Below are 19,627 nucleotides of genomic sequence, written 5' to 3'. Positions count from 1 at the left end.
AATGGGCTTCGGCCATCGACCACGGGTTGGGCGGCCCGGTGGGCATCTCAGGCCGTACGCGGCCCCATCAGGATGACGGCGCTGCCCAGGATGCAGAGCGTCGCGCCGATCGCATCCCAGCGATCGGGCCGGCTACCCTCGATCGCCCACATCCAGGCCAGCGACGTACAGATGTAGATGCCACCATAGGCCGCGAACACACGGCCGGCAGCGGCGCTGTCGATGCGGGTCAATGCCCATGCGAACAGGATGAGGAGCAGCGTGCCGCCGGCCGCCCAGAAGGGCGACTTGCCGAGCTTCAGCCACGCCCAGAAAGCGAAGCAGCCGCCGATCTCGCACAGCGCGGCGGCGACGAACAGGAAAAGGCCCGCGCCCGGCATCAGGCGACCGGGGGAGGCTGGCTCTCGAGGTTCGGTATCTCGGTCGAGATGCAGGCCCAGCCGGGCGCCTGCGAGGTCCAGATCGTCGCCTGCGGGGCCATCAGATCGGGGTCGTCCAGCGCGCCGATGCGCAGGAACAACAGATGCGGCCGGCTCAGCGCCTCGCTGGTCAGCGGGGTGCCGCAGGTCGGGCAGAAGCCGCGCCGCATCGCATTGCCGCTGTCGGCCACCGCCGCATGATAGCGTATCTCGCCCGTCCAGCTGACCTTATCGGCCGGGAAGCAGATATTCGCCGTCGCCGTGCCGCCGCCAAGATATTGGCACAGCCGGCACCAACAGGTGCGCGCGGCCATCGGCTCGGCGTCGATGGTGAAGCGGACCGCGCCGCAGAGGCAGCCCGCGCCGTGCATCGTCAGGCCACAGCTTCCAGCAGGCCCTCGAACAGGCGGCGGCCGTCGCTGTTGCCGTGCGCGGGCTCGATCACCCGTTCGGGGTGCGGCATCATGCCCAGCACGTTGCCCGCGTCGTTGAGGATGCCGGCGATGCCGCGCGCCGATCCGTTGACCGCCTCGGCATAGCGGAAGGCGACACGGCCTTCGCCCTCGATGCGGTCGAGCGTTTCGCGGTCGGCGGTGAAATTGCCGTCATGGTGCGCGACCGGGAAATGGACCTTCTCGCCCTTGTAGTAGCGCGCGGTGAAGGTCGACTGGCTGTTCTCGACGGTCAGCGCCACGTCGCGGCAGACGAAGTTCAGCCCTTCGTTGCGCATCAGCGCACCGGGCAACAGGCCGGCTTCGGTGAGGATCTGGAAGCCGTTGCAGATGCCGAGCACCGGCACGCCGCGACCGGCGGCCTCGACGATCGCGCGCATGATCGGCGAGCGCGCGGCCATCGCGCCCGAACGCAGATAGTCGCCATAGGAGAAGCCGCCCGGCACGGCGATCAGGCCGATGCCGTCGGGCAGATCGGTCTCCTGGTGCCAGAGCATCTCGGGTGCCTTGCCGGTGACGTCGCGGATCGCCACGGCGAGGTCGCGATCGCAATTGGAACCGGGGAAGACGATGACCGCGCTCTTCATGATGCTGTCTCCTCGGGCCTAGGCCCGCTCGATCCGGAAATTCTCGATGACTGTGTTGGCGAGCAGCTTCTTGCACATCGCCTCGATGTCGGCGTCGCTGACGCCGTCGTCGTGGTCGAGTTCTATCAGCTTGCCGGCACGGACATCGTTAACGCCCGAAAAACCGAGCGAGCCGAGCGCATGGTGGATCGCCTTGCCCTGGGGATCGAGCACGCCGCCCTTCAGGGTGACATAGACGCGGGTCTTCATCGCGGCCTCATATGTTGGAATTCATGCGCCCTATGGCGCCGAAGGGCGCGGCGGGCAAGGGCCGGGATCAATATTCCAGCATTTCGACGAGCGCGGGGCTCAGCCATTCGCGATCGCCGACGATCCGGGCGGCGATGCGTTCGCGTGCGGCCAGCGCCAGGCCGGCTTCGGGGCCCGCCACCGTCAGCGCGGTCGCCCAGGCGTCGGCCAGCATCGCGCTGCGGTGGATCACGCTCACCGAGCGGACGCCGTTGGCCGTCGATCGCCCGGTGCGCGGGTCGATGCTGTGCGCGCCGCGCCGATAGTCACCCGAGGTCGCGACGGCGATGCCGTGAAGTGCGATGCGTAGCCGGGGCAGCGGGATATCGGGAGGATTTTCCAGGTCGACCCACCAGGGGTCGCCATCGGGGCGGACGCCGCGCCCGGCCAGTTCGCCGCCGATCTCGACCAGGGCATGGGCGATGCCGAGCGCGCCGAGGGCGTCGGCGACGGCGTCGACGGCATGGCCCTTGGCGATTCCCGAAAGATCGAGCGCGAGCCCGCCGGGCTGGAGCAACCGGCCGTCGAGGAGGCGGAGACGTTGCCATCCCGTGGTCTGGCGGGCGTGGGCCAGCGACGCATCGGAAGCGTCGCGCTGGCGGGGGTCGGGGCCAAAACCGGCAAGGTCGACGAGCTGCCCGATCGTCGGGTCGAAGACGCCGCCGCTACGCTCGGCGACATGGAGGCTGGCCGCGATCACTTCGGCGAAATCGGCGGGCAGGTCATGCCAGCTGGCCGGCTCGCCGCGGTTGAAGGCGGAGATCAGCGAGTCCGGCCGCCAATGGCTCATCTCGACGATGATCGTGTCGAGCCGGGCGAGGATCGCCGCCTCGACCCTTGCTGGGTCGCAGCCGGACGGCGCGGCGAAGCGCACCGACCAGCCCGTTCCCATCGTCTCCCCGCCGAGATCGACCAGCGGTCGGCTCGGATCGCGATCGGCGAAGGCCTCGATCGCGATCTCGCGCGGCAGGGCGATCCTGGGCCGGCTCAGGGAAGCAGTACCTCGACCGTCGTCACATAGTTCATGCGGCGCTGGGTCGCGCGCGGCACCGACGGCTTGTCGTCGGTTGCCGACGCGTTGATCCAGTAAAGACCCGCCGCCGGCCAGTCGATCCTGGCGACGCCGTCCGCGCCGGTCGTGAACTCCCGCGCGCCGTCGTCGTTGCGGTAGCGCTTGCCGCCGGGGACGACGGTGACCTTCAGCCCGTTGGCCGGCTTGCCGTCGATGAGGAAGCGGAAGCTGGCGGTCTCGCCGGCGACGAGCTCGTCGGGATGCGTCACCGGCTCGAACTCCAGGCCCTTGCCGGTCGGCTTGAACACCGTCGCGCTCGGCGCATCGGCGGTGATGTAGAGCTCGTTACGGCCGATCACCTCGGTCAGCTTGACGTCGGTGGCGTCGGCGGGGATGTCGGCGACCGATACCGGCGGCGCGCGGCGTGCCGCGGGGGCCGGACCTTCGCCGCCGCCGGGACCACCCGGTCCTCCCGGGCCCATGCCCTGGGCGCCAGGGACGCCCGGGCCGCCACCGCCGCCGGGACGGCCGCCGACCCGGCGCTCCTCGCCAGCGACCTTGAAGCTGCCCATCACCGACGAGGTGAAGGTGCCGATCTTCCAGGTGCCCGGTTTGTCGAGCTTGACGTCGAAGGTCGAGCGGTAGCGGCCGGTTGACCCATTGGCGATCGCCCCTTCGCTGCCGTCGGGCGCCCACACCTTCACGCCGTCCAGCCGCATCGGCTGATGGTCGGCGAAGAACAGGTCGTTCGAGGCGGCGGCGTCGACCGTCACCCAGCTGTCGGTGCCGGAAAAGACGGTCGCGTTCGGCACCATCCACTGGCGGTGCGCCGAGGCGGCGGCGGGGAGGACGAGGATCGCGGCGGCGGCGAGCAGGCGAATGGAGAAGCGCGTCATCGGCGGTCCTTTCAGCGGGCGGAGAGGGTGATGGCGCCGAGTTCTGTCTTGCCGGCCGCCTTGGCGGGCTTGGCCGGAACGCTGATCGGCAGGGTGACATATTCGCGGCCGCCGGTCTCGCGCGCGGCCTCGACGCCCAGGACATAATTGCCGGGCTTCAGGTCGGCGGGGAGCGGGATGCTGTGGGTGCCGGGCGCGCGGGTTGCGCCGCTGATGCCGTCGGCGGGCATAGCCGCGCTCTTGCCGCCCTTGCGCCACCAGGCGCGCAGGTCGGACAGCCACTTGGTGCCGGGCTCGTTGCCGCCCTTCTTGAGGTCGTACCACACCGCCAGGGTGCGCGCCGCACCGCCGCCGACGGGCTCCAGCCACACCGCGACATAGGGCCGGTGATACTCGGCGACCTTGAGCTGCGGGATAGTGATGCTGATCGTCCCGGCCGCCGAAGCGGGGGCTGCGACCATTCCACCGACAATCAGGAAAGGCGAATAACGCATTGCAATCTCTTTCAATGAATGAAGAGGATGATGATTAGCAGCGGTGCTGCCAAGCCCAGCCCGACGAGCGGCCAGGTCAGCGGCCGCGGCCTCGAATGCATGTAGAGCAGGAACAGGCCGGTCAGCGTGAACAGGATGCAGCCCCCGGCGAAGATGTCGATGAACCAGCCCCAGGCACTACCGGCGTTGCGACCCTTGTGGAGATCGTTCGCGAAGCTGATCCAGCCGCGATCGGTGATCTCGGCGGTCACCGCGCCGGTGGTGCGGTCGATGCTGATCCAGGCGTCCCCGCCCGGTCGGGGCAACGCGACATAGACTTCGCCGTCGGACCATTCGCCAGGCTTGCCGGCGGCGTCCAGATCGAGCCTGGCGTCGAGATCGGCTGCGACGGCCCTCGGCAGGGGCGCCGTATCGGAGGCAGGCTTGGCGAGCCGGGCGAGCAGCGGCGGCGGAAGTTGGGCGGTGAGGTTCTGAACCTTGGGCGACGCGCCGATCGTCGCGGCGTGGTTGAGGGTGATGCCGGTCGCTGCGAACAGGAGCATCCCGATCAGCGAGATGGCCGCACTCATCCAGTGCCAGTTATGGAGCTGCTTCAGCCACCAGCCGCGCGAACGATACCAGGGTTTGGCCACTGGCCTGCGTTTGGCCGCGAAGGATGAAGAGGCTGGAGTCTGGCTCACAGCTCGCCGCGTAGCGCGAACGATTCGCGCCTGCAATAGCTAATGCGAATGGTTCGCAATAATTCAGTTCTGAAATATTCCGGCGAGTTGCCATCGCCGCGGCCAAACCGGGCGGCGATGGCGTCTCGGGACTTAGAAGCTCGCCTTCAGTTCCACGCCGATGATCCGCGGTTCGTTGATCATGCCGGTGAGGTTGTTGAAGTCGATCGCGCTGATGCTGCGGATCTGGTTGGTGATATTGCGGGCGAAGACCGCAGCCTCCCAGCCGCCGTCTGACTTGTAGCCGAGCTTCAGGCCGCCTTCGATCAGCGACCGGCCCCGGAACTCCCGAGCGGTGTAGAGGAAATAGTTGATGCTGCTGCGATACGCCCAGTCGGTGAACGCGAAGACCTCGCCGCTTCCCACGGGAATGGCGTAGCGCGCCGTCGCATTGGCGACATAGCGCGGCGCCTGCGGCAGGTCGTTGCCGTCGATCAGCGCGAGGCCCGCGCCGTTGAGCGGATCGGTGACGGTGCAGAGTGAGCCGCAGGGCGCCACCGCGATGTTCGGGTCGCGGATCTCTGTGAAGTTCCAGCTCGCCCCGGCGGTAAGGCTCAACTGCGGCATTGGGCGGAACTCGACCGTGCCTTCGACGCCGTAGCCGATCGCCTTGTCCGCGTTGAGCAGCTGGGCCGAGTTCGTCGCGCCGCCGACCGCGGTCAGCTGAAGGTCCTTGGTGCGGTACCAGTAGCCGTCGAGGTCGAACTGAAGCGTGCCGTCGCCGGTCGCGCCCTTGAGGCCGGCCTCGCCCGAGATCGTCGTTTGCTTGCCGGCGACCGACGGCACGCTGCCGAAGGTAACGCGGTCCTGGATCGCCGGGCCGAGATAACCGGTCGCGAAGCGCGCATAGACGCTGATCTGGTCGGAAAGCTTGTAGGTCGCGCTGGCATCCCAGGAGATGTTGCTTGCCTTTGCCTGGTTGGTCAGCGGCAGCGGCACGAGGATGACCTGGCTGGCGGTGCTCGATGCGGCGAGCGCGGGATCGAGCGAGATGGTGTCGCGCTTCTTGTCGTGCGAGTAGCGGACGCCCGCGCGCAGGGTCAGCGCCTCGCTCGCCTTATATTCGCCCGAAGCGAACAGGCCGTAATTCTCGTTCTTGTTGTCGTGCAGGATTGCGCTGACCCGGGTGCCGGTGCCGTCATAGGCATATTCGGCATAGTCGAGCTTCTGGTGGAAATAATATGCGCCCGCCTGGAAACGGAAACCGTCCATGTCTTCGCTGGCAAAGCGGAATTCCTGACTGAATTCCTTCGGCTTGGTGCGCCCGCCGGTGTTGACCGGGAAGAGGGCGACGCCGAGCCCGAGCGCGGGGAAGCCGTAGGCCGCGCCGCCGTCGATATCGCCGGTGCTCTGGACATTGGCGCGCTCATAGGCGGTGGTCGAGTAGAAGGTGCCGAGGCCGTCGGCACGGTAATCGAGCCGCGCATTGGCGCCGAACTGCTTTAGGCTCTGGCTGGTCAGGCCGTCGAGCGTGACATGATCCTTGTCGAATCCCGGCGAGAAGCGGTTGCTGCCCTGCTGGAACAGGCCGGCACGGAACACGCGCGGGGAAGCCTCGAGATCGCGGCCATGGACGTTGAACAGCGCGTTGAAATCGCCGCTGGTATAGCCGAGCTGAACGCGGCCGGCGAGGTCGCGATAGCCTTCGAGGCGGCGGTCGGCGAGGGTGGGGGAGCTATCGTTCTTCACCCAGTCGTCGCGGCGCTGCAGCAGGCCCGAGGCGCGGAAGCTGAGGCCTTCGCCGAGCGGACCGGTGAGGGCGGCTTCGGCGTTGACGGTGTTGTATGTGCCCCAGCTGACGCTCCCATAGCCGCCGAAGCTGTCGCTCGGCTTGGCCGAGTTGAGCTTGATCACGCCGGCCGGCGTATTGCGGCCGAACAGTGTGCCCTGCGGCCCGCGTAGCACCTCGACGCTGGCGAGGTCGAACACCGGGAAGCTCTTGAGCATCGGGCTTTCGAGCGCGACGTCGTCATAGACGACCGATACGGGCTGCGCCGCATTGGGATCGAAATCGGTATTGCCGAGGCCGCGGATGTAGAAGCGCGGGAAGGTGCGACCGAAGGAGCTTTCGATCTGCAGGCTGGGCGTGCGCGACGACAGGAAGCGGATGTCGAGCCCGCTCGAATTGAGTACCGCCAGCTTCTCGCCGCCGATCGCGGTGACGGCGACGGGCACGTCCTTGATGTTCTCGGCACGGCGGGTCGCGGTGACGACGATTTCGCCGTCATCGGCGGCGGCATCGGGCGTTGACTGCGCCAGGAGCGGCGCCGCGGCACCGAGCGCCAGCAGGCTCGCACCGGCGGCGCGGAGGGCAAGACGTCGCGATTTTTCGGACAGCAAAGACATGAGAGCGTTTCCCTTTTGGCGCCCCGCACCCTCTCCGGTGACATTATCGTGGCGGGACTGCTACCAGTTGGGGAAAGCGGGTCAAACCCGTAACTGACATGCCGGAAAGTAAGGCTGTCGGGCGTTGCCGGAAAAGCACAGTGACGGTCGGACGCGACCGTTGATGCAAAGATCTCGCCAGTGCTGAAAACGACGGCTTGAGACGGCAAAAAAACGCCCCGGCCTTCTTGGAAGACCAGGGCGTTTTATATCGAACCCTTCGGACGACCTTACTGGTCGAGAAAGCTGCGCATCTTGCGGCTGCGGCTCGGATGCTTGAGCTTGCGCAGTGCCTTCGCCTCGATCTGGCGGATGCGCTCGCGGGTCACCGAGAATTGCTGGCCCACCTCTTCGAGCGTGTGATCGGTGTTCATGCCGATGCCGAAGCGCATGCGCAGCACGCGCTCCTCGCGGGGGGTGAGGCTGGCGAGGACGCGGGTGACGGTTTCCTTCAGATTGGACTGGATCGCGGCGTCGACCGGGATGATCGCGTTCTTGTCCTCGATGAAGTCGCCGAGATGGCTGTCCTCCTCGTCGCCGATCGGCGTTTCGAGGCTGATCGGCTCCTTGGCGATCTTCATCACCTTGCGGACCTTCTCGAGCGGCATCGAGAGCCGCTCGGCCAGTTCCTCCGGCGTCGGCTCGCGGCCGATCTCGTGCAGGATCTGGCGGCTCGTGCGGACGAGCTTGTTGATCGTCTCGATCATGTGGACCGGGATACGGATGGTCCGCGCCTGATCGGCGATCGAGCGGGTGATCGCCTGCCTGATCCACCAGGTCGCATAGGTGCTGAACTTGTAGCCGCGGCGATATTCGAACTTATCGACCGCTTTCATCAGGCCGATATTGCCCTCCTGGATCAGATCCAGGAACTGCAGGCCGCGGTTCGTGTATTTCTTGGCGATCGAGATGACGAGGCGGAGATTGGCTTCGACCATCTCCTTCTTCGCGATGCGCGCCTCGCGCTCGCCCTTCTGCACCATGTTGACGATGCGGCGGAACTCGCTGAGAGCCATGCCGGTTGCCTGGGCGATCTCGCCGATCTCGTTGCGGATGCGGTCGACGGCGTCGCCCTCGACAGCCGCGAAATTGGCCCACTTCTTGTCGATCTTGGCCACGCGCTCAAGCCAGCCATCTTCCATCTCGCGGTTGATATAGGCTTCGAGGAAGTCGCGGCGCGGCACCTTGTGGCGCTCGGCGAGGCGCAGCATCTGCCCGCCCAGCGTCGTCAGCCGGCGGTTGAACGAATAGAGCTGGTCGACGAGATATTCGATCTTGGCGCCGTGGAACTGGACGCTCTCGACCTCCGCGGTGAGCTGCTCGCGCAGGCCCTGGTAACGCTCCTCCTCGGCGGCGGGAAAGTCGTCGCCGACGCCCAGCGCCGCAACGCGCGCCAACTGCACGTCGGAGAAGGTCTTGTAGAGATCGGTGATCGCGGCGAACCGCTCAAGCGCGAGCGGCTTGAGCTGCTCCTCCATCTGGGCGAGGCTGAGGGTGTTGTCCTCGTCTTCCTCCTCCTGCGGGCGCGGAGTGCGCCGCTCGGTCATCGAATCCTCGTCCTCGTCGGCCGGAGCCTCCTCTTCGGGCTCCTCCTCTTCCTTGAAGGTCGGGCCCGCGGTTTCGGCCGAGATCTCGCCGCCGGCGTCCTCATTCTCGACCTGCTCGGCGGTCGGGCCCTTGGACAGCATCGCGTCGAGATCGAGGATCTCGCGCAGCTGCATCGTGCCTTCGTTGAGGGCGTTCGACCATTCGATGATCGCGTTGAAGGTGATGGGGCTTTCGCACAGCCCAAGGATCATCGTGTCGCGACCGGCTTCGATCCGCTTGGCGATCGCGATCTCACCCTCGCGGCTGAGCAGCTCGACGGCGCCCATTTCGCGCAGGTACATGCGCACCGGGTCATCGGTACGGTCGACCGTTTCCTTCTTCGCGGTGGCGGCAAGGGCAGGGCCGGTATCGCCGTCGTCGGGCGACGAAGCCTCGTCGACATTGTCGTCCTCGGGCTGCTCGTCTTCGCCCGCATCCTCGTTCTCGACGATGTTGACGCCCATCTCGTTGAGCGCGGACATGACGTCCTCGAGCTGATCGGAGGTCATCTGATCCTGCGGCAGCGCTTCGTTGAGCTGCTCGTAGGTGATGTAGCCCTTGCGCTTTGCGCGGGCGATCAGCTTCTTGAGCGATCCTTCGTTGAGATCGATGAGCGGGGCGTCACCGTCGATCCGATCGCCACCCTCGCTCCCGTTCGTCTTCGCCATCTAAGACCAGCCCTCAATCAAATTCGGCCGGAAACCGCCGGCCTCAAACAGTTTAAGCGCCCTCGCCGTCCTCGCCCAGGGCGAGATCGGTGAGCGCGCGATCCGCCGCCTCGCGGGCCGTGAGCAGTCTGCGCTGCTCCTCGAGCCCTGCATCGTCGGTCGCCATGCCCAGCCTTTCGGTGGCTTCCTTCAGCGCCGCATCCAGCAAGGGACGCGCCGCCATAGCCTCGATCGCCGCCGAGAGATCGCGCACAGCACGGTCAGGATCGGCATTGCCGCGCAAAAAGGAAAAGGCAAGAGCGTTCGTAGCCTTGAGCTCCTCGATCACAGCCCCAAGACCCGCGTCGACCAATATGGTTTCGAGGCTTTCCTTTTCAAGCGCGGCCCCGGAAAATCCGGCGTCGAAGGCCTCCGCGCGCAATCTTTCGAGCCGCTCGTCGCCCAGTTCGAGCTGTCCGATCGCCTCCATATGCGACGAGAAAAGTACCGGGAAGCGTAACAGTCCCGCCATCACCGCGCGGATCACCATCGGGTTGACCCCGCTGCGGTTGACCGCATGGGCGGCGCGCGAGGGCGGCAACGGCTCGGGTTTCCAGGGCTGGCCGGGGCGGCGTTGCTGGCGGGGCTGGAAAGGCTGGAAGGTGCGTTCGAACGGCCGGCGCTGGGGGCTGCCGAACAGCTCGTCGAATCGGCGGCGGAACTCGGCCTGGTAGAGCTCGCGGACGTCGCGGTCCTGGATCGAGGCGGCGAGGTCGCCCAGGCGCTTGCGCAGGCCCGCGCGCGCCTCGGGCGTCGACAGGGGCTGCGCCTCATGTTCGGCGCGCCACAGCAGCTCGTCGAGGCTGATCGCCTCGCCCAGCACCTGCTCGACGGCGCGGACGCCGCCGGACTTGACCAGGTCGTCGGGGTCCTGGCCGCCGGGCAGCAAGGCGAAGCGCAGGGTCCGGCCCGGCGCGACCATCGGCAGCGCGCGTTGGGCGGCGCGGACGGCGGCCTTCTGCCCGGCCTTGTCGCCGTCGAAGCAGAGGATCGGAACCTCGCCCATCCGCCACAGCCGCTCGAGCTGCATCTCGGTGAGCGCGGTGCCGAGCGGCGCGACCGCCTCGTCGATCCCGGCTTTGGCCAGCGCGATCACGTCCATATAGCCTTCGACCGCGATCACCCGGTCGGTCTTGCGCGCGGCCGGGCCCGCTCGGCCGATGTTGAACAGGGTACGGCCCTTGTCGAACAGCGGCGTGTCCGGCGAGTTGAGATATTTGGGCTCGCCCTGGTCGAGGATCCGGCCGCCAAAGGCGATCACCCGCCCACGCTGATCGCGGATCGGGATCATCAGCCGGCCGCGGAACCGGTCATAGGGCTCCTTGTCCTCGACCAGAATCAACAGGCCGGTCTCGATCAGCTTCGCCTCGCCGAAGCCCTTCAATGCCGCCTTCAGCTTGCCGCGCGAGTCGGGGGCGAAGCCGATCCCGAAATCCCGGGCGAGTTGGTCGCCGATCCCGCGCTTCTGGAGATAGGCGCGCGCCTGGGCACCCTCGATTCCGCCAAGCTGCTCCTGGAACCAAGTCGCGGCGGCGGCCATCACCTCGTGCAGCCCGGCATGATGCTCGTTGCGCTGCGCCGAACGGGCGTCGGGGGCGGGGACTTCCATCCCCGCGCTCTGGGCGAGCTCCTTGACCGCATCGATGAAGGGCAGGCCCTTCGCCTCGGTCAGGAAGCGAATCGCGTCGCCATGCGCGCCGCAGCCGAAGCAATGATAGAAGCCCTTGTCGTCATTGACGTAGAAGCTCGGCGACTTCTCGTTGTGGAACGGACAGCACGCCTTGAACTCGCGACCGGCCTTGGTGAGCTTCACCGACTTACCGATCAAGGTCGACAAGGTGACGCGGGTGCGGAGTTCGTCGAGAAACTGGGGAGAGAGGGACATATTACACCCCTCCCGCTCGCGGGAGGGGTTGGGGGTGGGCATCCGACGCATTGGTCAGCGCTTCCGTAATACGGACCAGCACCCCTTCGAGCCGTTCGTTCACGTCATTGTTCCAGAAACGGAGCACCCGATAGCCTTCCGCCTCGATCCGCCGGGTGCGCGCTTCGTCCGCGGCAGTCTGGTGGTCATGCTGACCTCCATCGAGTTCAATGACAAGCCGCGCCGATCGGCACAGGACATCACAGGCGAAGCCGGCGATCGGCATCTGCCGGCTGAACTTGAAGCCGTTAGGGCGGCTACCGCGCAGATGGCGCCAGAGCTTGTGCTCGGTATCGGTGGCGTTGTTGCGGAGATGCCTGGCGAAGCGGGACGGGCGCGGCTTGAAGGCCGGAGAGCCCACCCCTCGATCCCCTCCCGCAAGCGGGAGGGGGGGATTTTCACCCTCGGCTGTGTTCACTCAGCCCAGCCGCGCCTTCACCAGGCCGCTCGCCTTCGCCATGTCCATCTTGCCGGCGAAACGCTCCTTGATCGCCGCCATGACCCGGCCCATGTCCTTGACCGAGGCGGCGCCCAGTTCGGTCGCCAACGCGTCGATCGCGGCCTTCGCCTCGTCCTCGCTCATCTGCTGGGGCAGGAAGCGCTCGATCACGGCGACCTCCGCGGCCTCGGCCGCCGCGAGTTCGGGGCGGTTGCCCTTCTCGTACATCTCGATCGATTCGCGGCGCTGCTTGATCATCTTCTGCAGCACCTCGGTGACGAGCAGGTCGTCATCGGGCTGCTGGGTCGCGGTGCGCAGTTCGATGTCGCGGTTCTTGATCGACGACTGGATGAGGCGGATCGCCGCGGTCGTCGTGGCGTCGCGCGCCTTCATAGCGGCGACGAGCGCCGTCTTGATCTCGTCTCGAATCATGGAAATCACCGGGCTGGTTCGGGAAAGGAGAACCGGTAGCACAGAGATTCTTATTTTAATAGAATTGACCCGGTCGGGAGGGGTGCCTAGTTACGCCGCCGTTTGCCCACCGACCCACAGCCGAGGAGAGCCCTAGTGGCCGAAACCGATCACGCGCGTCTGACACCCCCCGAGGGCGCAACGGGCGTTTTGGTTCTCGGTGACGGGACGCTGATCTGGGGCAGGGGCTTCGGGGCCGAGGGCGATGCCGTCGGCGAGGTCTGCTTCAACACCGCGATGACGGGCTATCAGGAGGTGATGACCGATCCCTCCTATGCCGGGCAGATCATCACCTTCACCTTTCCGCATATCGGCAATGTCGGCACCAACGCCGAGGATGTCGAGGCGATCAACCCGCACGCGCTGGGCATGGTGGTCCGCGAGGACGTTACCGACCCTGCCAATTTCCGTAGCAGCCAGCATCTCGACGCATGGCTGAAGGCGAATGGCCGGATAGGACTTTCGGGCGTCGATACCCGCGCGCTCACCCGCGCCATCCGCGTGGGCGGCGCGCCCAACGGCGTGATCGCCCATAATGCCGGGGGCAAGTTCGACATCGAGGCGCTGAAGACGAAGGCGCGCGAATGGCCCGGGCTGGAGGGCATGGACCTCGCCAAGCAGGTCAGCGCCACCCAGACCTACAAATGGGGCGACGGGCTGTGGACGCTGGGCGAGGGTTATGATGTCGATGCCGCCGCGCCCGACGCCCCCCATGTCGTCGCGATCGACTATGGCCTGAAGCGCAACATCCTGCGCAATCTCGTCGCCGCCGGCGCGCGGGTGACCGTCGTTCCCGCCGGCGCCACCTTCGAGGAGGTGATGGCGCACGATCCCGACGGCGTGTTCCTGTCGAACGGCCCGGGCGATCCCGCCGCGACCGGCGAATATGCGGTGCCGGTGATCCGCAAGCTGCTGGAGACCGGCAAGCCGATCTTCGGCATCTGCCTGGGACACCAGATGCTCGGCCTCGCGGTCGGCGCGAAGACCTTCAAGATGCACCAGGGCCACCGCGGCGCGAACCACCCGGTCAAGCGCAGCTCGGACGGCAAGGTCGAGATCACCTCGATGAACCACGGCTTCGCGGTCGATACCGGCAGCCTGCCCGCCAATGCCGAGGCGACCCACATTTCGCTGTTCGACGGCTCGCTCGCGGGTTTGCGCCTCACCGACAAGCCGGCGTTCAGCGTCCAATATCATCCCGAAGCCAGCCCCGGCCCGCAGGACAGCCATTATCTGTTCGAGCAGTTCGTAGCCGGTCTGAGGAAAGTCGCGTGACCAAGGGCGCCGTCGATCCCCGTCGGCTCGAGGAAGAGTGGCAGGCCGATCAGGAGGTCCTGGCGAACCTCGTCGAGAATGGCGATCGTCCCGAGATCGAGCGCGCTGTGGACGTGAGCTTTCGCGGCAGCGCGGAGGCGCTGGAGCGCCTGAGCGACGCCGCCGAGGAGCTCGGCTTCGACTTTCTCGACATGGAGGAAAACGAAGACGGCGAGCCCTGCCTCTTTCTGGTACGGGAACAGCGCGCCGATCCGGAATCAATCAAAGCCCTTACCGTCACCTGCTTGCAGATCGAGGCCGACTTCGGCGTCGAATATGATGGTTGGGGGTGCGTCGCACAGGATGGAATAACCGAATAATGCCCAAACGCACCGACATCTCCTCCATCCTCATCATCGGCGCCGGGCCGATCGTGATCGGGCAGGCGTGCGAGTTCGATTATTCGGGGACGCAGGCCTGCAAGGCGCTGCGCGAGGAAGGCTATCGCATCATCCTCGTCAACTCGAACCCCGCGACGATCATGACCGATCCGGACATGGCGGACGCCACTTATGTCGAGCCGATCACCCCCGAGATCGTCGCCAAGATCATCGAGAAGGAGCGTCCCGATGCCGTCCTGCCGACGATGGGCGGGCAGACCGCGCTCAACACTGCGCTCGCCCTGTTCAACGACGGGACCCTCGAAAAATATAATTGCCAGATGATCGGCGCCGACGCCGAGGCGATCGACAAGGCCGAGGACCGGATGAAGTTCCGCCAGGCGATGGACAAGATCGGCCTGGAAAGCCCGCGCTCGGAGGTCGCGCACACCCTCGACGAGGCGCTGCGCGCGCTCGATTATGTCGGCCTGCCGGCGATCATCCGGCCGAGCTTCACGATGGGCGGCACCGGTGGCGGCATCGCCTACAACAAGGACGAATTCCTCAAGATCGTGACCGGCGGGCTCGATGCCTCGCCGACCACCGAGGTGCTGATCGAAGAATCGGTGCTCGGCTGGAAGGAATATGAGATGGAGGTCGTGCGGGATCGCAACGACAACTGCATCATCATCTGCTCGATCGAGAATGTCGATCCGATGGGGGTCCATACCGGGGATTCCATCACCGTCGCGCCGGCGCTGACGCTGACCGACAAGGAATATCAGATCATGCGCAACGCGAGCATCGCGGTGCTGCGCGAGATCGGCGTGGAAACCGGCGGCTCGAACGTTCAGTTCGCGGTCAATCCGGCCGACGGCCGCCTGGTCGTGATCGAAATGAACCCGCGCGTGTCGCGCTCCTCGGCATTGGCGTCGAAGGCGACCGGCTTCCCGATCGCCAAGGTCGCCGCCAAGCTCGCGGTCGGCTATACGCTCGACGAGATCATGAACGACATCACCGGCGCGACGCCGGCCTCGTTCGAGCCGACGATCGATTATGTCGTCACCAAGATCCCGCGCTTCGCCTTCGAGAAATTCAAGGGATCCGAGCCGCTGCTGTCGACCGCGATGAAGTCGGTCGGCGAGACGATGGCGATCGGCCGCAACATCCACGAATCGATGCAGAAGGCGCTGCGCGGCCTTGAGACCGGTCTTGCCGGCTTCAACGTTGTCGACGCCCTGAGGGGCGCCTCGCGCTCGATGATCGAGGAGGAACTGGCGCGTCCGACCCCCGATCGGCTGCTGGTCGCCGCCCAGGCGCTGCGCGAGGGATTCTCGGTCGACGACATCCACCGCATCTCCAAATATGAGCCGTGGTTCATCGAGCGTCTTGCCGAGATCGTCGCCGCCGAGGAGCGGGTGTGCCGCGACGGCCTGCCGCAGGACGCGGCGGGCATGCGCCGGCTGAAGGCGATGGGCTTTTCCGACAAGCGGCTCGCCTGGCTGGCGCTGCAGTCGGCCAATCTCGCCGGCATGGCGCGCGAACAGGCGCGCGGATCGGGCATCGTGCATGACGCCGCCAAGGCGATGACCGGCGGCATCACCGAGAAGGAGGTGCGCGCGCTCCGCCACAGGCTGGGTGTCCGGCCGGTGTTCAAGCGGATCGACACCTGCGCGGCCGAGTTCGAGGCGAAGACGCCCTATATGTACTCGACCTACGAGGCGCCGAGCTTCGGCGAGCCCGAGTGCGAGAGCAATCCCACCGACCGCGAGAAGATCGTTATCCTCGGCGGCGGCCCGAACCGGATCGGGCAGGGGATCGAGTTCGACTATTGCTGTTGCCACGCCTGTTTCGCGCTGGCCGACGCGGGCTATGAGACGATCATGGTCAACTGCAACCCGGAGACGGTGTCGACCGACTACGACACGTCCGACCGGCTCTATTTCGAGCCGCTGACCGCCGAGGACGTGCTGGAGATCCTCCATGTCGAACAGTCGAACGGTACGCTGAAGGGTGTGATCGTCCAGTTCGGCGGCCAGACCCCTCTCAAACTCGCCCAGGAACTCGAGGATGCCGGGATCCCGATCCTCGGCACGTCGCCCGACGCCATCGACCTCGCCGAGGATCGCGAGCGCTTCGCCGACCTCGTCGCCAAGCTCGGCCTCAGCCAGCCGCGCAACGGGATCGCACGGAGCCGCGAGGAGGCGCTGATCGTAGCCGAACGGGTCGGCTATCCTGTCCTGATGCGTCCCTCCTATGTGCTGGGCGGACGCGCCATGGAGATCGTCGAGGATCCGGCTCAGCTCGAGCAATATATCAGCACTGCCGTGCAAGTATCTGGTGATTCGCCAGTTTTGATCGATCAGTATCTGCGCGACGCGATCGAGGTCGATGTCGACGCGATCTGCGACGGCGACGACGTGGTGGTCGCGGGCGTGCTCCAGCATATCGAGGAAGCTGGCGTCCATTCGGGCGACAGCGCCTGCACGCTGCCGCCCTACAACCTGCCTGAGGACATCATCCGCGAGATCGAGCGGCAGACCGACGCGCTGGCCCGCGCGCTCAAGGTGCGTGGCCTGATGAACGTCCAATATGCGGTCAAGGACGGCACGGTCTATCTGATCGAAGTCAATCCGCGCGCCAGCCGCACGGTGCCCTTCGTCGCCAAGGCGATCGGCCAGCCGATCGCCAAGATCGCCGCGCGGGTGATGGCGGGCGAGAAGCTCAAGGCGCTGCCGCGCATCCGACTCGACATCGACTATATCGCGGTCAAGGAAGCGGTCTTCCCCTTTGCCCGCTTCCCCGGCGTCGATCCGGTGCTTAGCCCGGAGATGAAGTCCACCGGCGAAGTGATGGGCATCGACAGCGATTTCGCCACCGCCTTCGCCAAGGCGCAACTTGGCGCGGGGACGAAGCTGCCGCTCGGCGGCACTGCCTTCGTCTCGGTCAAGGAGGGCGACAAGGGCCATATCCTGCCGGCCGTGCAACAGCTGATCGCAATGGACTTCACCATCCTTGCCACCAGCGGCACGGCGGCTTTCCTTCGCGCGCAGGGGCTGGAGGTCGAAACCGTCCTCAAGAAGCGCGAGGGGCGCCCGAACATCGTCGACCGGCTGGTCGACGGCGACGTCGACCTGATCTTCAACACCACCGAGGGCTGGCAGTCGCTGCTGGATTCGAAGGCGATCCGGACGTCGGCGCTCTACGGCCGCATCCCCTATTTCACCACGGCGGCGGCCAGCGTGGCCGCGGCGCAGGCGATCGGAGCTTTGCGGGAGCGGAAGCTTGAAGTGCGAGCACTTCAATCCTATTATTCGATGTCTCAGACCTGATCCCCATTTTGCAGGAGTTCAGGGCGGGCGGCCCGGCCGGGGTCGTCCGGGTATCGGGGTTTTGACGAAGGGGTTGTTGAACGATGGCGAGCATTGAGAAGATGCCGATGCTGGCGGAGGGGCAGAAGATGCTCACTCAGGAGCTCGCACGCCTCAAAGCCGAACGGCCGCTGATCATCGACGCGATCGAGGAAGCCCGCGCCCATGGCGATCTTTCGGAAAACGCCGAATATCACGCCGCCAAGGAACGCCAGGGCCAGATCGAGGCGTCGATCGCCGATATCGAGGACCGGCTGAGCCGTGCCCAGGTGATCGACCCGAGCATGTTGTCCGGCGACAAGATCGTATTCGGCGCGACCGTCACTCTGCTCGACGACGACGAGAAGCCGGTCAAGTACCAGATCGTCGGCCAGACCGAGGCGGACGCCAAGACCGGGAAGATCTCCTACAATTCGCCGCTCGGCCGCGCGCTGATCGGCAAGAAGGTCGACGACGATGTCGAGGTGACGGTGCCGTCGGGCGACCGTTTCTACGTCGTCGCCAAGATCGAGTTCATCTGAGCGCTTCCGCGCCGCCGATGCGATTGCCGTCCAGTCGCTGCACCAATGCCATCGCCATCGGCACGACGGCGGTCTATCTGCTGCTCGTCGTGCTGGGATGGAGCAATGCCGCGGATCTGCTCGGCGGCTTCATTCCCGCGCGGCTGATCGGCCTCGACCTGCCTGGTGCAGTGCCGGTCTGGATAACCCCGCTGACCGCGACCCTGCTTCATGGCGGAATCCTTCATCTCGGCTTCAACATGGTGATGCTGCTATTCTGCGGTCGCATGGTGGAAACGGCGATCGGCCCGGTCGCACTGGCGATCCTCTATGTCGTCGGCGCCTATGCGGCCGCGGGAGTGCAATTCCTGGCCAATCCGGCCGACGGAACCCCGATGATCGGAGCGAGCGGCGCGATCTCGGCGCTTTTCGCAGCCTATGCGCTGCTGTTCGGCCGACCGCGCGGCTTCGCCGGCCATCCCACGATCGGCGCCGCGGTCAATGTCCTGTGGCTCGCGGCCGCCTGGATCGGCGTGCAGTTCCTGATGGGACTGGCCTTCGCCGACATGGGCATGGCGATCGCGACCGGCGCGCATGTTGGCGGTTTCCTGGCCGGGCTGTTGTTGACGCGGCCGCTGCTGGGAATGCGCAGGCGGGACTGAAGGCACCGTTCCGGCGAAAGCCGGACTCTCTATTCCGCCGCTCACGAGCGAAGGGGAAGTACGGAGATCCCGGCTTTCGCCGGGATGACGGGTTTGCCGCGCTCAGCCCAACTCCGGCTCGAGCAGCTTGTGGAGATGTACGACGACATATTTCATCTCGGCATCGTCGACCGTTCGTTGCGCCGCGCCACGCCACGCCTTCTCGGCGCTTTTATAATCCTCATAGAAGCCTACGACGTCGATCTGGTTGAGATCCTCGAAATCGAGGCCCCGCGGATCCTTGACGCGGCCGCCGAACACCAAGTGGATCTTGCTCATGCGAATACTCCGTTGATCGTCCTCATGACGAAACCTCGCACCTCTCCTGATGAAAATAGGCGATTCGGGATAGCCCCGAACCGCCTTCAACTCTTTTTGCAATCGGTGACGACCGCCGCCGGTACCATCGGCCCCGGCGGCGAACCATCGGGAAGATCAGCCGCGCGCTTTCATCATCGCGATCAGGCCGTCGATCCCCTTGCGCTGGATGATCGCGTCGAAATCCTGGCCCTGGGTCACCGCGAGGTTGATGTTCGCGACGGTCAGGTTGGTGACCTTGAAGCCGCCGCCGACCTTGGCGACCGACCAGACTGCGTTGATAGGCTGCGCACCGGGCTTCTGCACCTGGGTTACGACATTGAAGCCGCTGCCCGCGGGCGCCGTGCGGACCACCTTCATCGAGGCGTTGGCATAATCGTAGAGATTGTCCGAATAGGTGCCGATGATGAAATTCGGGATGGCGGCCTTGTAGGAGGCTTTCTGTGCCGGGGTGATCTGGCTGCTCCAGCGCCGGATCAGCCGCTCGCCGATCGCGTCGATCGCGAAATGCTGCGATAGCAATTCGCGGAACTTGGTGCGGACCACGGCCTTGTTGCCGGTCTTCAAGACCGCGAAGGATTCGGCGCCGAGCGACGAGATGAAGGTCGCTGCATCCTGATTGGCGACGACCGCCGCCTGGACGGACGCGAGAGGCACGGCGGCGCTCGTGCCGACGAGCATCAGGGCGGCGGTAAGCTTGGTGAACCTGTTCATTATAATCTT

Annotated in this window: 20 protein-coding genes; 5 read left to right on the top strand and 15 right to left on the bottom strand. The window is 66.0% G+C overall.

The window, feature by feature from the left end; genetic code table 11:
* Nucleotides 1–47 precede the first annotated feature (47 nt).
* The 13 genes from ASE22_RS11210 to ASE22_RS11150 all read right to left on the bottom strand — a co-directional run bounded on the left by ASE22_RS11210 (nt 48) and on the right by ASE22_RS11150 (nt 12,341).
* On the bottom strand, nt 48–380 hold the full coding sequence (locus ASE22_RS11210; protein ID WP_056359041.1) for a YnfA family protein: 333 nt from the start codon (nt 378–380) through the stop codon (nt 48–50).
* Complete coding sequence (locus ASE22_RS11205) at nt 380–790, bottom strand: GFA family protein (protein WP_056359038.1); 411 nt, start codon at nt 788–790, stop codon at nt 380–382. Before ASE22_RS11205 ends, ASE22_RS11210 begins: the two co-directional genes overlap by 1 nt.
* Before the next feature lie 2 nt (nt 791–792).
* Nucleotides 793–1,458, bottom strand: a complete 666-nt coding sequence (gene purQ, locus ASE22_RS11200) for a phosphoribosylformylglycinamidine synthase subunit PurQ (RefSeq protein ID WP_056359036.1) — start codon at nt 1,456–1,458, stop codon at nt 793–795.
* A gap of 18 nt (nt 1,459–1,476) precedes the next feature.
* Complete coding sequence (gene purS / locus ASE22_RS11195; RefSeq protein ID WP_056359034.1) at nt 1,477–1,707, bottom strand: phosphoribosylformylglycinamidine synthase subunit PurS; 231 nt, start codon at nt 1,705–1,707, stop codon at nt 1,477–1,479.
* Nucleotides 1,708–1,774: 67 nt separating this feature from the next.
* Complete coding sequence (locus ASE22_RS11190; RefSeq protein WP_056359031.1) at nt 1,775–2,638, bottom strand: FAD:protein FMN transferase; 864 nt, start codon at nt 2,636–2,638, stop codon at nt 1,775–1,777.
* A gap of 95 nt (nt 2,639–2,733) precedes the next feature.
* Nucleotides 2,734–3,654: a DUF4198 domain-containing protein gene (locus tag ASE22_RS11185; RefSeq protein WP_056359026.1), complete on the bottom strand. Its 921-nt coding sequence runs from the start codon at nt 3,652–3,654 to the stop codon at nt 2,734–2,736.
* An 11-nt stretch (nt 3,655–3,665) separates the two neighbouring features.
* Entirely contained in the window at nt 3,666–4,148 is a 483-nt protein-coding gene (locus ASE22_RS11180; protein ID WP_056359022.1) for a DUF2271 domain-containing protein, read from the bottom strand.
* An 11-nt stretch (nt 4,149–4,159) separates the two neighbouring features.
* A complete protein-coding gene (locus ASE22_RS11175; protein ID WP_056359019.1) occupies nt 4,160–4,780 on the bottom strand; it encodes a PepSY-associated TM helix domain-containing protein in 621 nt (206 codons plus the stop codon).
* Nucleotides 4,781–4,960: 180 nt separating this feature from the next.
* Entirely contained in the window at nt 4,961–7,213 is a 2,253-nt protein-coding gene (locus ASE22_RS11170; protein ID WP_056359017.1) for a TonB-dependent receptor, read from the bottom strand.
* Nucleotides 7,214–7,482: 269 nt separating this feature from the next.
* Nucleotides 7,483–9,507, bottom strand: coding sequence for an RNA polymerase sigma factor RpoD (rpoD, locus tag ASE22_RS11165; protein WP_056359014.1), 2,025 nt, complete (start codon nt 9,505–9,507; stop codon nt 7,483–7,485).
* A 52-nt stretch (nt 9,508–9,559) separates the two neighbouring features.
* On the bottom strand, nt 9,560–11,431 hold the full coding sequence (dnaG, locus tag ASE22_RS11160) for a DNA primase (protein WP_056359012.1): 1,872 nt from the start codon (nt 11,429–11,431) through the stop codon (nt 9,560–9,562).
* 1 nt (nt 11,432) lies between these two features.
* On the bottom strand, nt 11,433–11,831 hold the full coding sequence (locus ASE22_RS11155; protein ID WP_056359011.1) for an endonuclease domain-containing protein: 399 nt from the start codon (nt 11,829–11,831) through the stop codon (nt 11,433–11,435).
* Between the two features lie 57 nt (nt 11,832–11,888).
* On the bottom strand, nt 11,889–12,341 hold the full coding sequence (locus ASE22_RS11150; RefSeq protein ID WP_056359010.1) for a GatB/YqeY domain-containing protein: 453 nt from the start codon (nt 12,339–12,341) through the stop codon (nt 11,889–11,891).
* A gap of 135 nt (nt 12,342–12,476) precedes the next feature.
* Between ASE22_RS11150 and carA the strand changes: the two genes are divergently transcribed.
* The 5 genes from carA to ASE22_RS11125 all read left to right on the top strand — a co-directional run bounded on the left by carA (nt 12,477) and on the right by ASE22_RS11125 (nt 18,547).
* On the top strand, nt 12,477–13,655 hold the full coding sequence (carA, locus tag ASE22_RS11145) for a glutamine-hydrolyzing carbamoyl-phosphate synthase small subunit (protein ID WP_056359007.1): 1,179 nt from the start codon (nt 12,477–12,479) through the stop codon (nt 13,653–13,655).
* Entirely contained in the window at nt 13,652–14,014 is a 363-nt protein-coding gene (locus ASE22_RS11140) for a ribonuclease E inhibitor RraB (protein WP_056359003.1), read from the top strand. Before carA ends, ASE22_RS11140 begins: the two co-directional genes overlap by 4 nt.
* Nucleotides 14,014–17,346 (top strand): carbamoyl-phosphate synthase large subunit, encoded by a 3,333-nt coding sequence (carB, locus tag ASE22_RS11135; RefSeq protein WP_056359001.1) that lies wholly within the window; start codon nt 14,014–14,016, stop codon nt 17,344–17,346. Before ASE22_RS11140 ends, carB begins: the two co-directional genes overlap by 1 nt.
* 83 nt (nt 17,347–17,429) lie before the next feature.
* On the top strand, nt 17,430–17,906 hold the full coding sequence (greA, locus tag ASE22_RS11130) for a transcription elongation factor GreA (RefSeq protein WP_056358999.1): 477 nt from the start codon (nt 17,430–17,432) through the stop codon (nt 17,904–17,906).
* Nucleotides 17,907–17,923: 17 nt separating this feature from the next.
* Nucleotides 17,924–18,547 carry a rhomboid family intramembrane serine protease gene (locus tag ASE22_RS11125; RefSeq protein ID WP_056358998.1) on the top strand — a complete coding sequence of 208 codons (624 nt, stop codon included), beginning with the start codon at nt 17,924–17,926 and terminating at the stop codon, nt 18,545–18,547.
* A gap of 102 nt (nt 18,548–18,649) precedes the next feature.
* On the opposite strand, the gene ASE22_RS11120 is transcribed toward ASE22_RS11125, so the two are convergent.
* Both ASE22_RS11120 and ASE22_RS11115 read right to left on the bottom strand, forming a co-directional pair.
* Nucleotides 18,650–18,865, bottom strand: coding sequence for a DUF4170 domain-containing protein (locus ASE22_RS11120; protein WP_056358997.1), 216 nt, complete (start codon nt 18,863–18,865; stop codon nt 18,650–18,652).
* Nucleotides 18,866–19,021: 156 nt separating this feature from the next.
* Complete coding sequence (locus tag ASE22_RS11115) at nt 19,022–19,618, bottom strand: MlaC/ttg2D family ABC transporter substrate-binding protein (protein ID WP_056361048.1); 597 nt, start codon at nt 19,616–19,618, stop codon at nt 19,022–19,024.
* Nucleotides 19,619–19,627 lie beyond the last annotated feature (9 nt).

Origin of the sequence: Sphingomonas sp. Root720 (genome assembly GCF_001428605.1) — a bacterium.
Classification (GTDB): domain Bacteria; phylum Pseudomonadota; class Alphaproteobacteria; order Sphingomonadales; family Sphingomonadaceae; genus Rhizorhabdus.
Note: the sequence above shows the minus strand (reverse complement) of the source record. Positions and strands in the feature narration are given on the sequence as shown.

What these genes read in the sequence shown, in the direction of transcription:
- ASE22_RS11210 (WP_056359041.1), bottom strand. Translation starts at nt 380, where the DNA reads ATGCCGGGCGCGGGCCTTTTCCTGTTCGTCGCCGCCGCGCTGTGCGAG.
- ASE22_RS11205 (WP_056359038.1), bottom strand. Translation starts at nt 790, where the DNA reads ATGCACGGCGCGGGCTGCCTCTGCGGCGCGGTCCGCTTCACCATCGAC.
- purQ (WP_056359036.1), bottom strand. Translation starts at nt 1,458, where the DNA reads ATGAAGAGCGCGGTCATCGTCTTCCCCGGTTCCAATTGCGATCGCGAC.
- purS (WP_056359034.1), bottom strand. Translation starts at nt 1,707, where the DNA reads ATGAAGACCCGCGTCTATGTCACCCTGAAGGGCGGCGTGCTCGATCCC.
- ASE22_RS11190 (WP_056359031.1), bottom strand. Translation starts at nt 2,638, where the DNA reads ATGGGAACGGGCTGGTCGGTGCGCTTCGCCGCGCCGTCCGGCTGCGAC.
- ASE22_RS11185 (WP_056359026.1), bottom strand. Translation starts at nt 3,654, where the DNA reads ATGACGCGCTTCTCCATTCGCCTGCTCGCCGCCGCCGCGATCCTCGTC.
- ASE22_RS11180 (WP_056359022.1), bottom strand. Translation starts at nt 4,148, where the DNA reads ATGCGTTATTCGCCTTTCCTGATTGTCGGTGGAATGGTCGCAGCCCCC.
- ASE22_RS11170 (WP_056359017.1), bottom strand. Translation starts at nt 7,213, where the DNA reads ATGTCTTTGCTGTCCGAAAAATCGCGACGTCTTGCCCTCCGCGCCGCC.
- rpoD (WP_056359014.1), bottom strand. Translation starts at nt 9,507, where the DNA reads ATGGCGAAGACGAACGGGAGCGAGGGTGGCGATCGGATCGACGGTGAC.
- dnaG (WP_056359012.1), bottom strand. Translation starts at nt 11,431, where the DNA reads ATGTCCCTCTCTCCCCAGTTTCTCGACGAACTCCGCACCCGCGTCACC.
- ASE22_RS11150 (WP_056359010.1), bottom strand. Translation starts at nt 12,341, where the DNA reads ATGATTCGAGACGAGATCAAGACGGCGCTCGTCGCCGCTATGAAGGCG.
- carB (WP_056359001.1), top strand. Translation starts at nt 14,014, where the DNA reads ATGCCCAAACGCACCGACATCTCCTCCATCCTCATCATCGGCGCCGGG.
- greA (WP_056358999.1), top strand. Translation starts at nt 17,430, where the DNA reads ATGGCGAGCATTGAGAAGATGCCGATGCTGGCGGAGGGGCAGAAGATG.
- ASE22_RS11125 (WP_056358998.1), top strand. Translation starts at nt 17,924, where the DNA reads ATGCGATTGCCGTCCAGTCGCTGCACCAATGCCATCGCCATCGGCACG.
- ASE22_RS11120 (WP_056358997.1), bottom strand. Translation starts at nt 18,865, where the DNA reads ATGAGCAAGATCCACTTGGTGTTCGGCGGCCGCGTCAAGGATCCGCGG.
- ASE22_RS11115 (WP_056361048.1), bottom strand. Translation starts at nt 19,618, where the DNA reads ATGAACAGGTTCACCAAGCTTACCGCCGCCCTGATGCTCGTCGGCACG.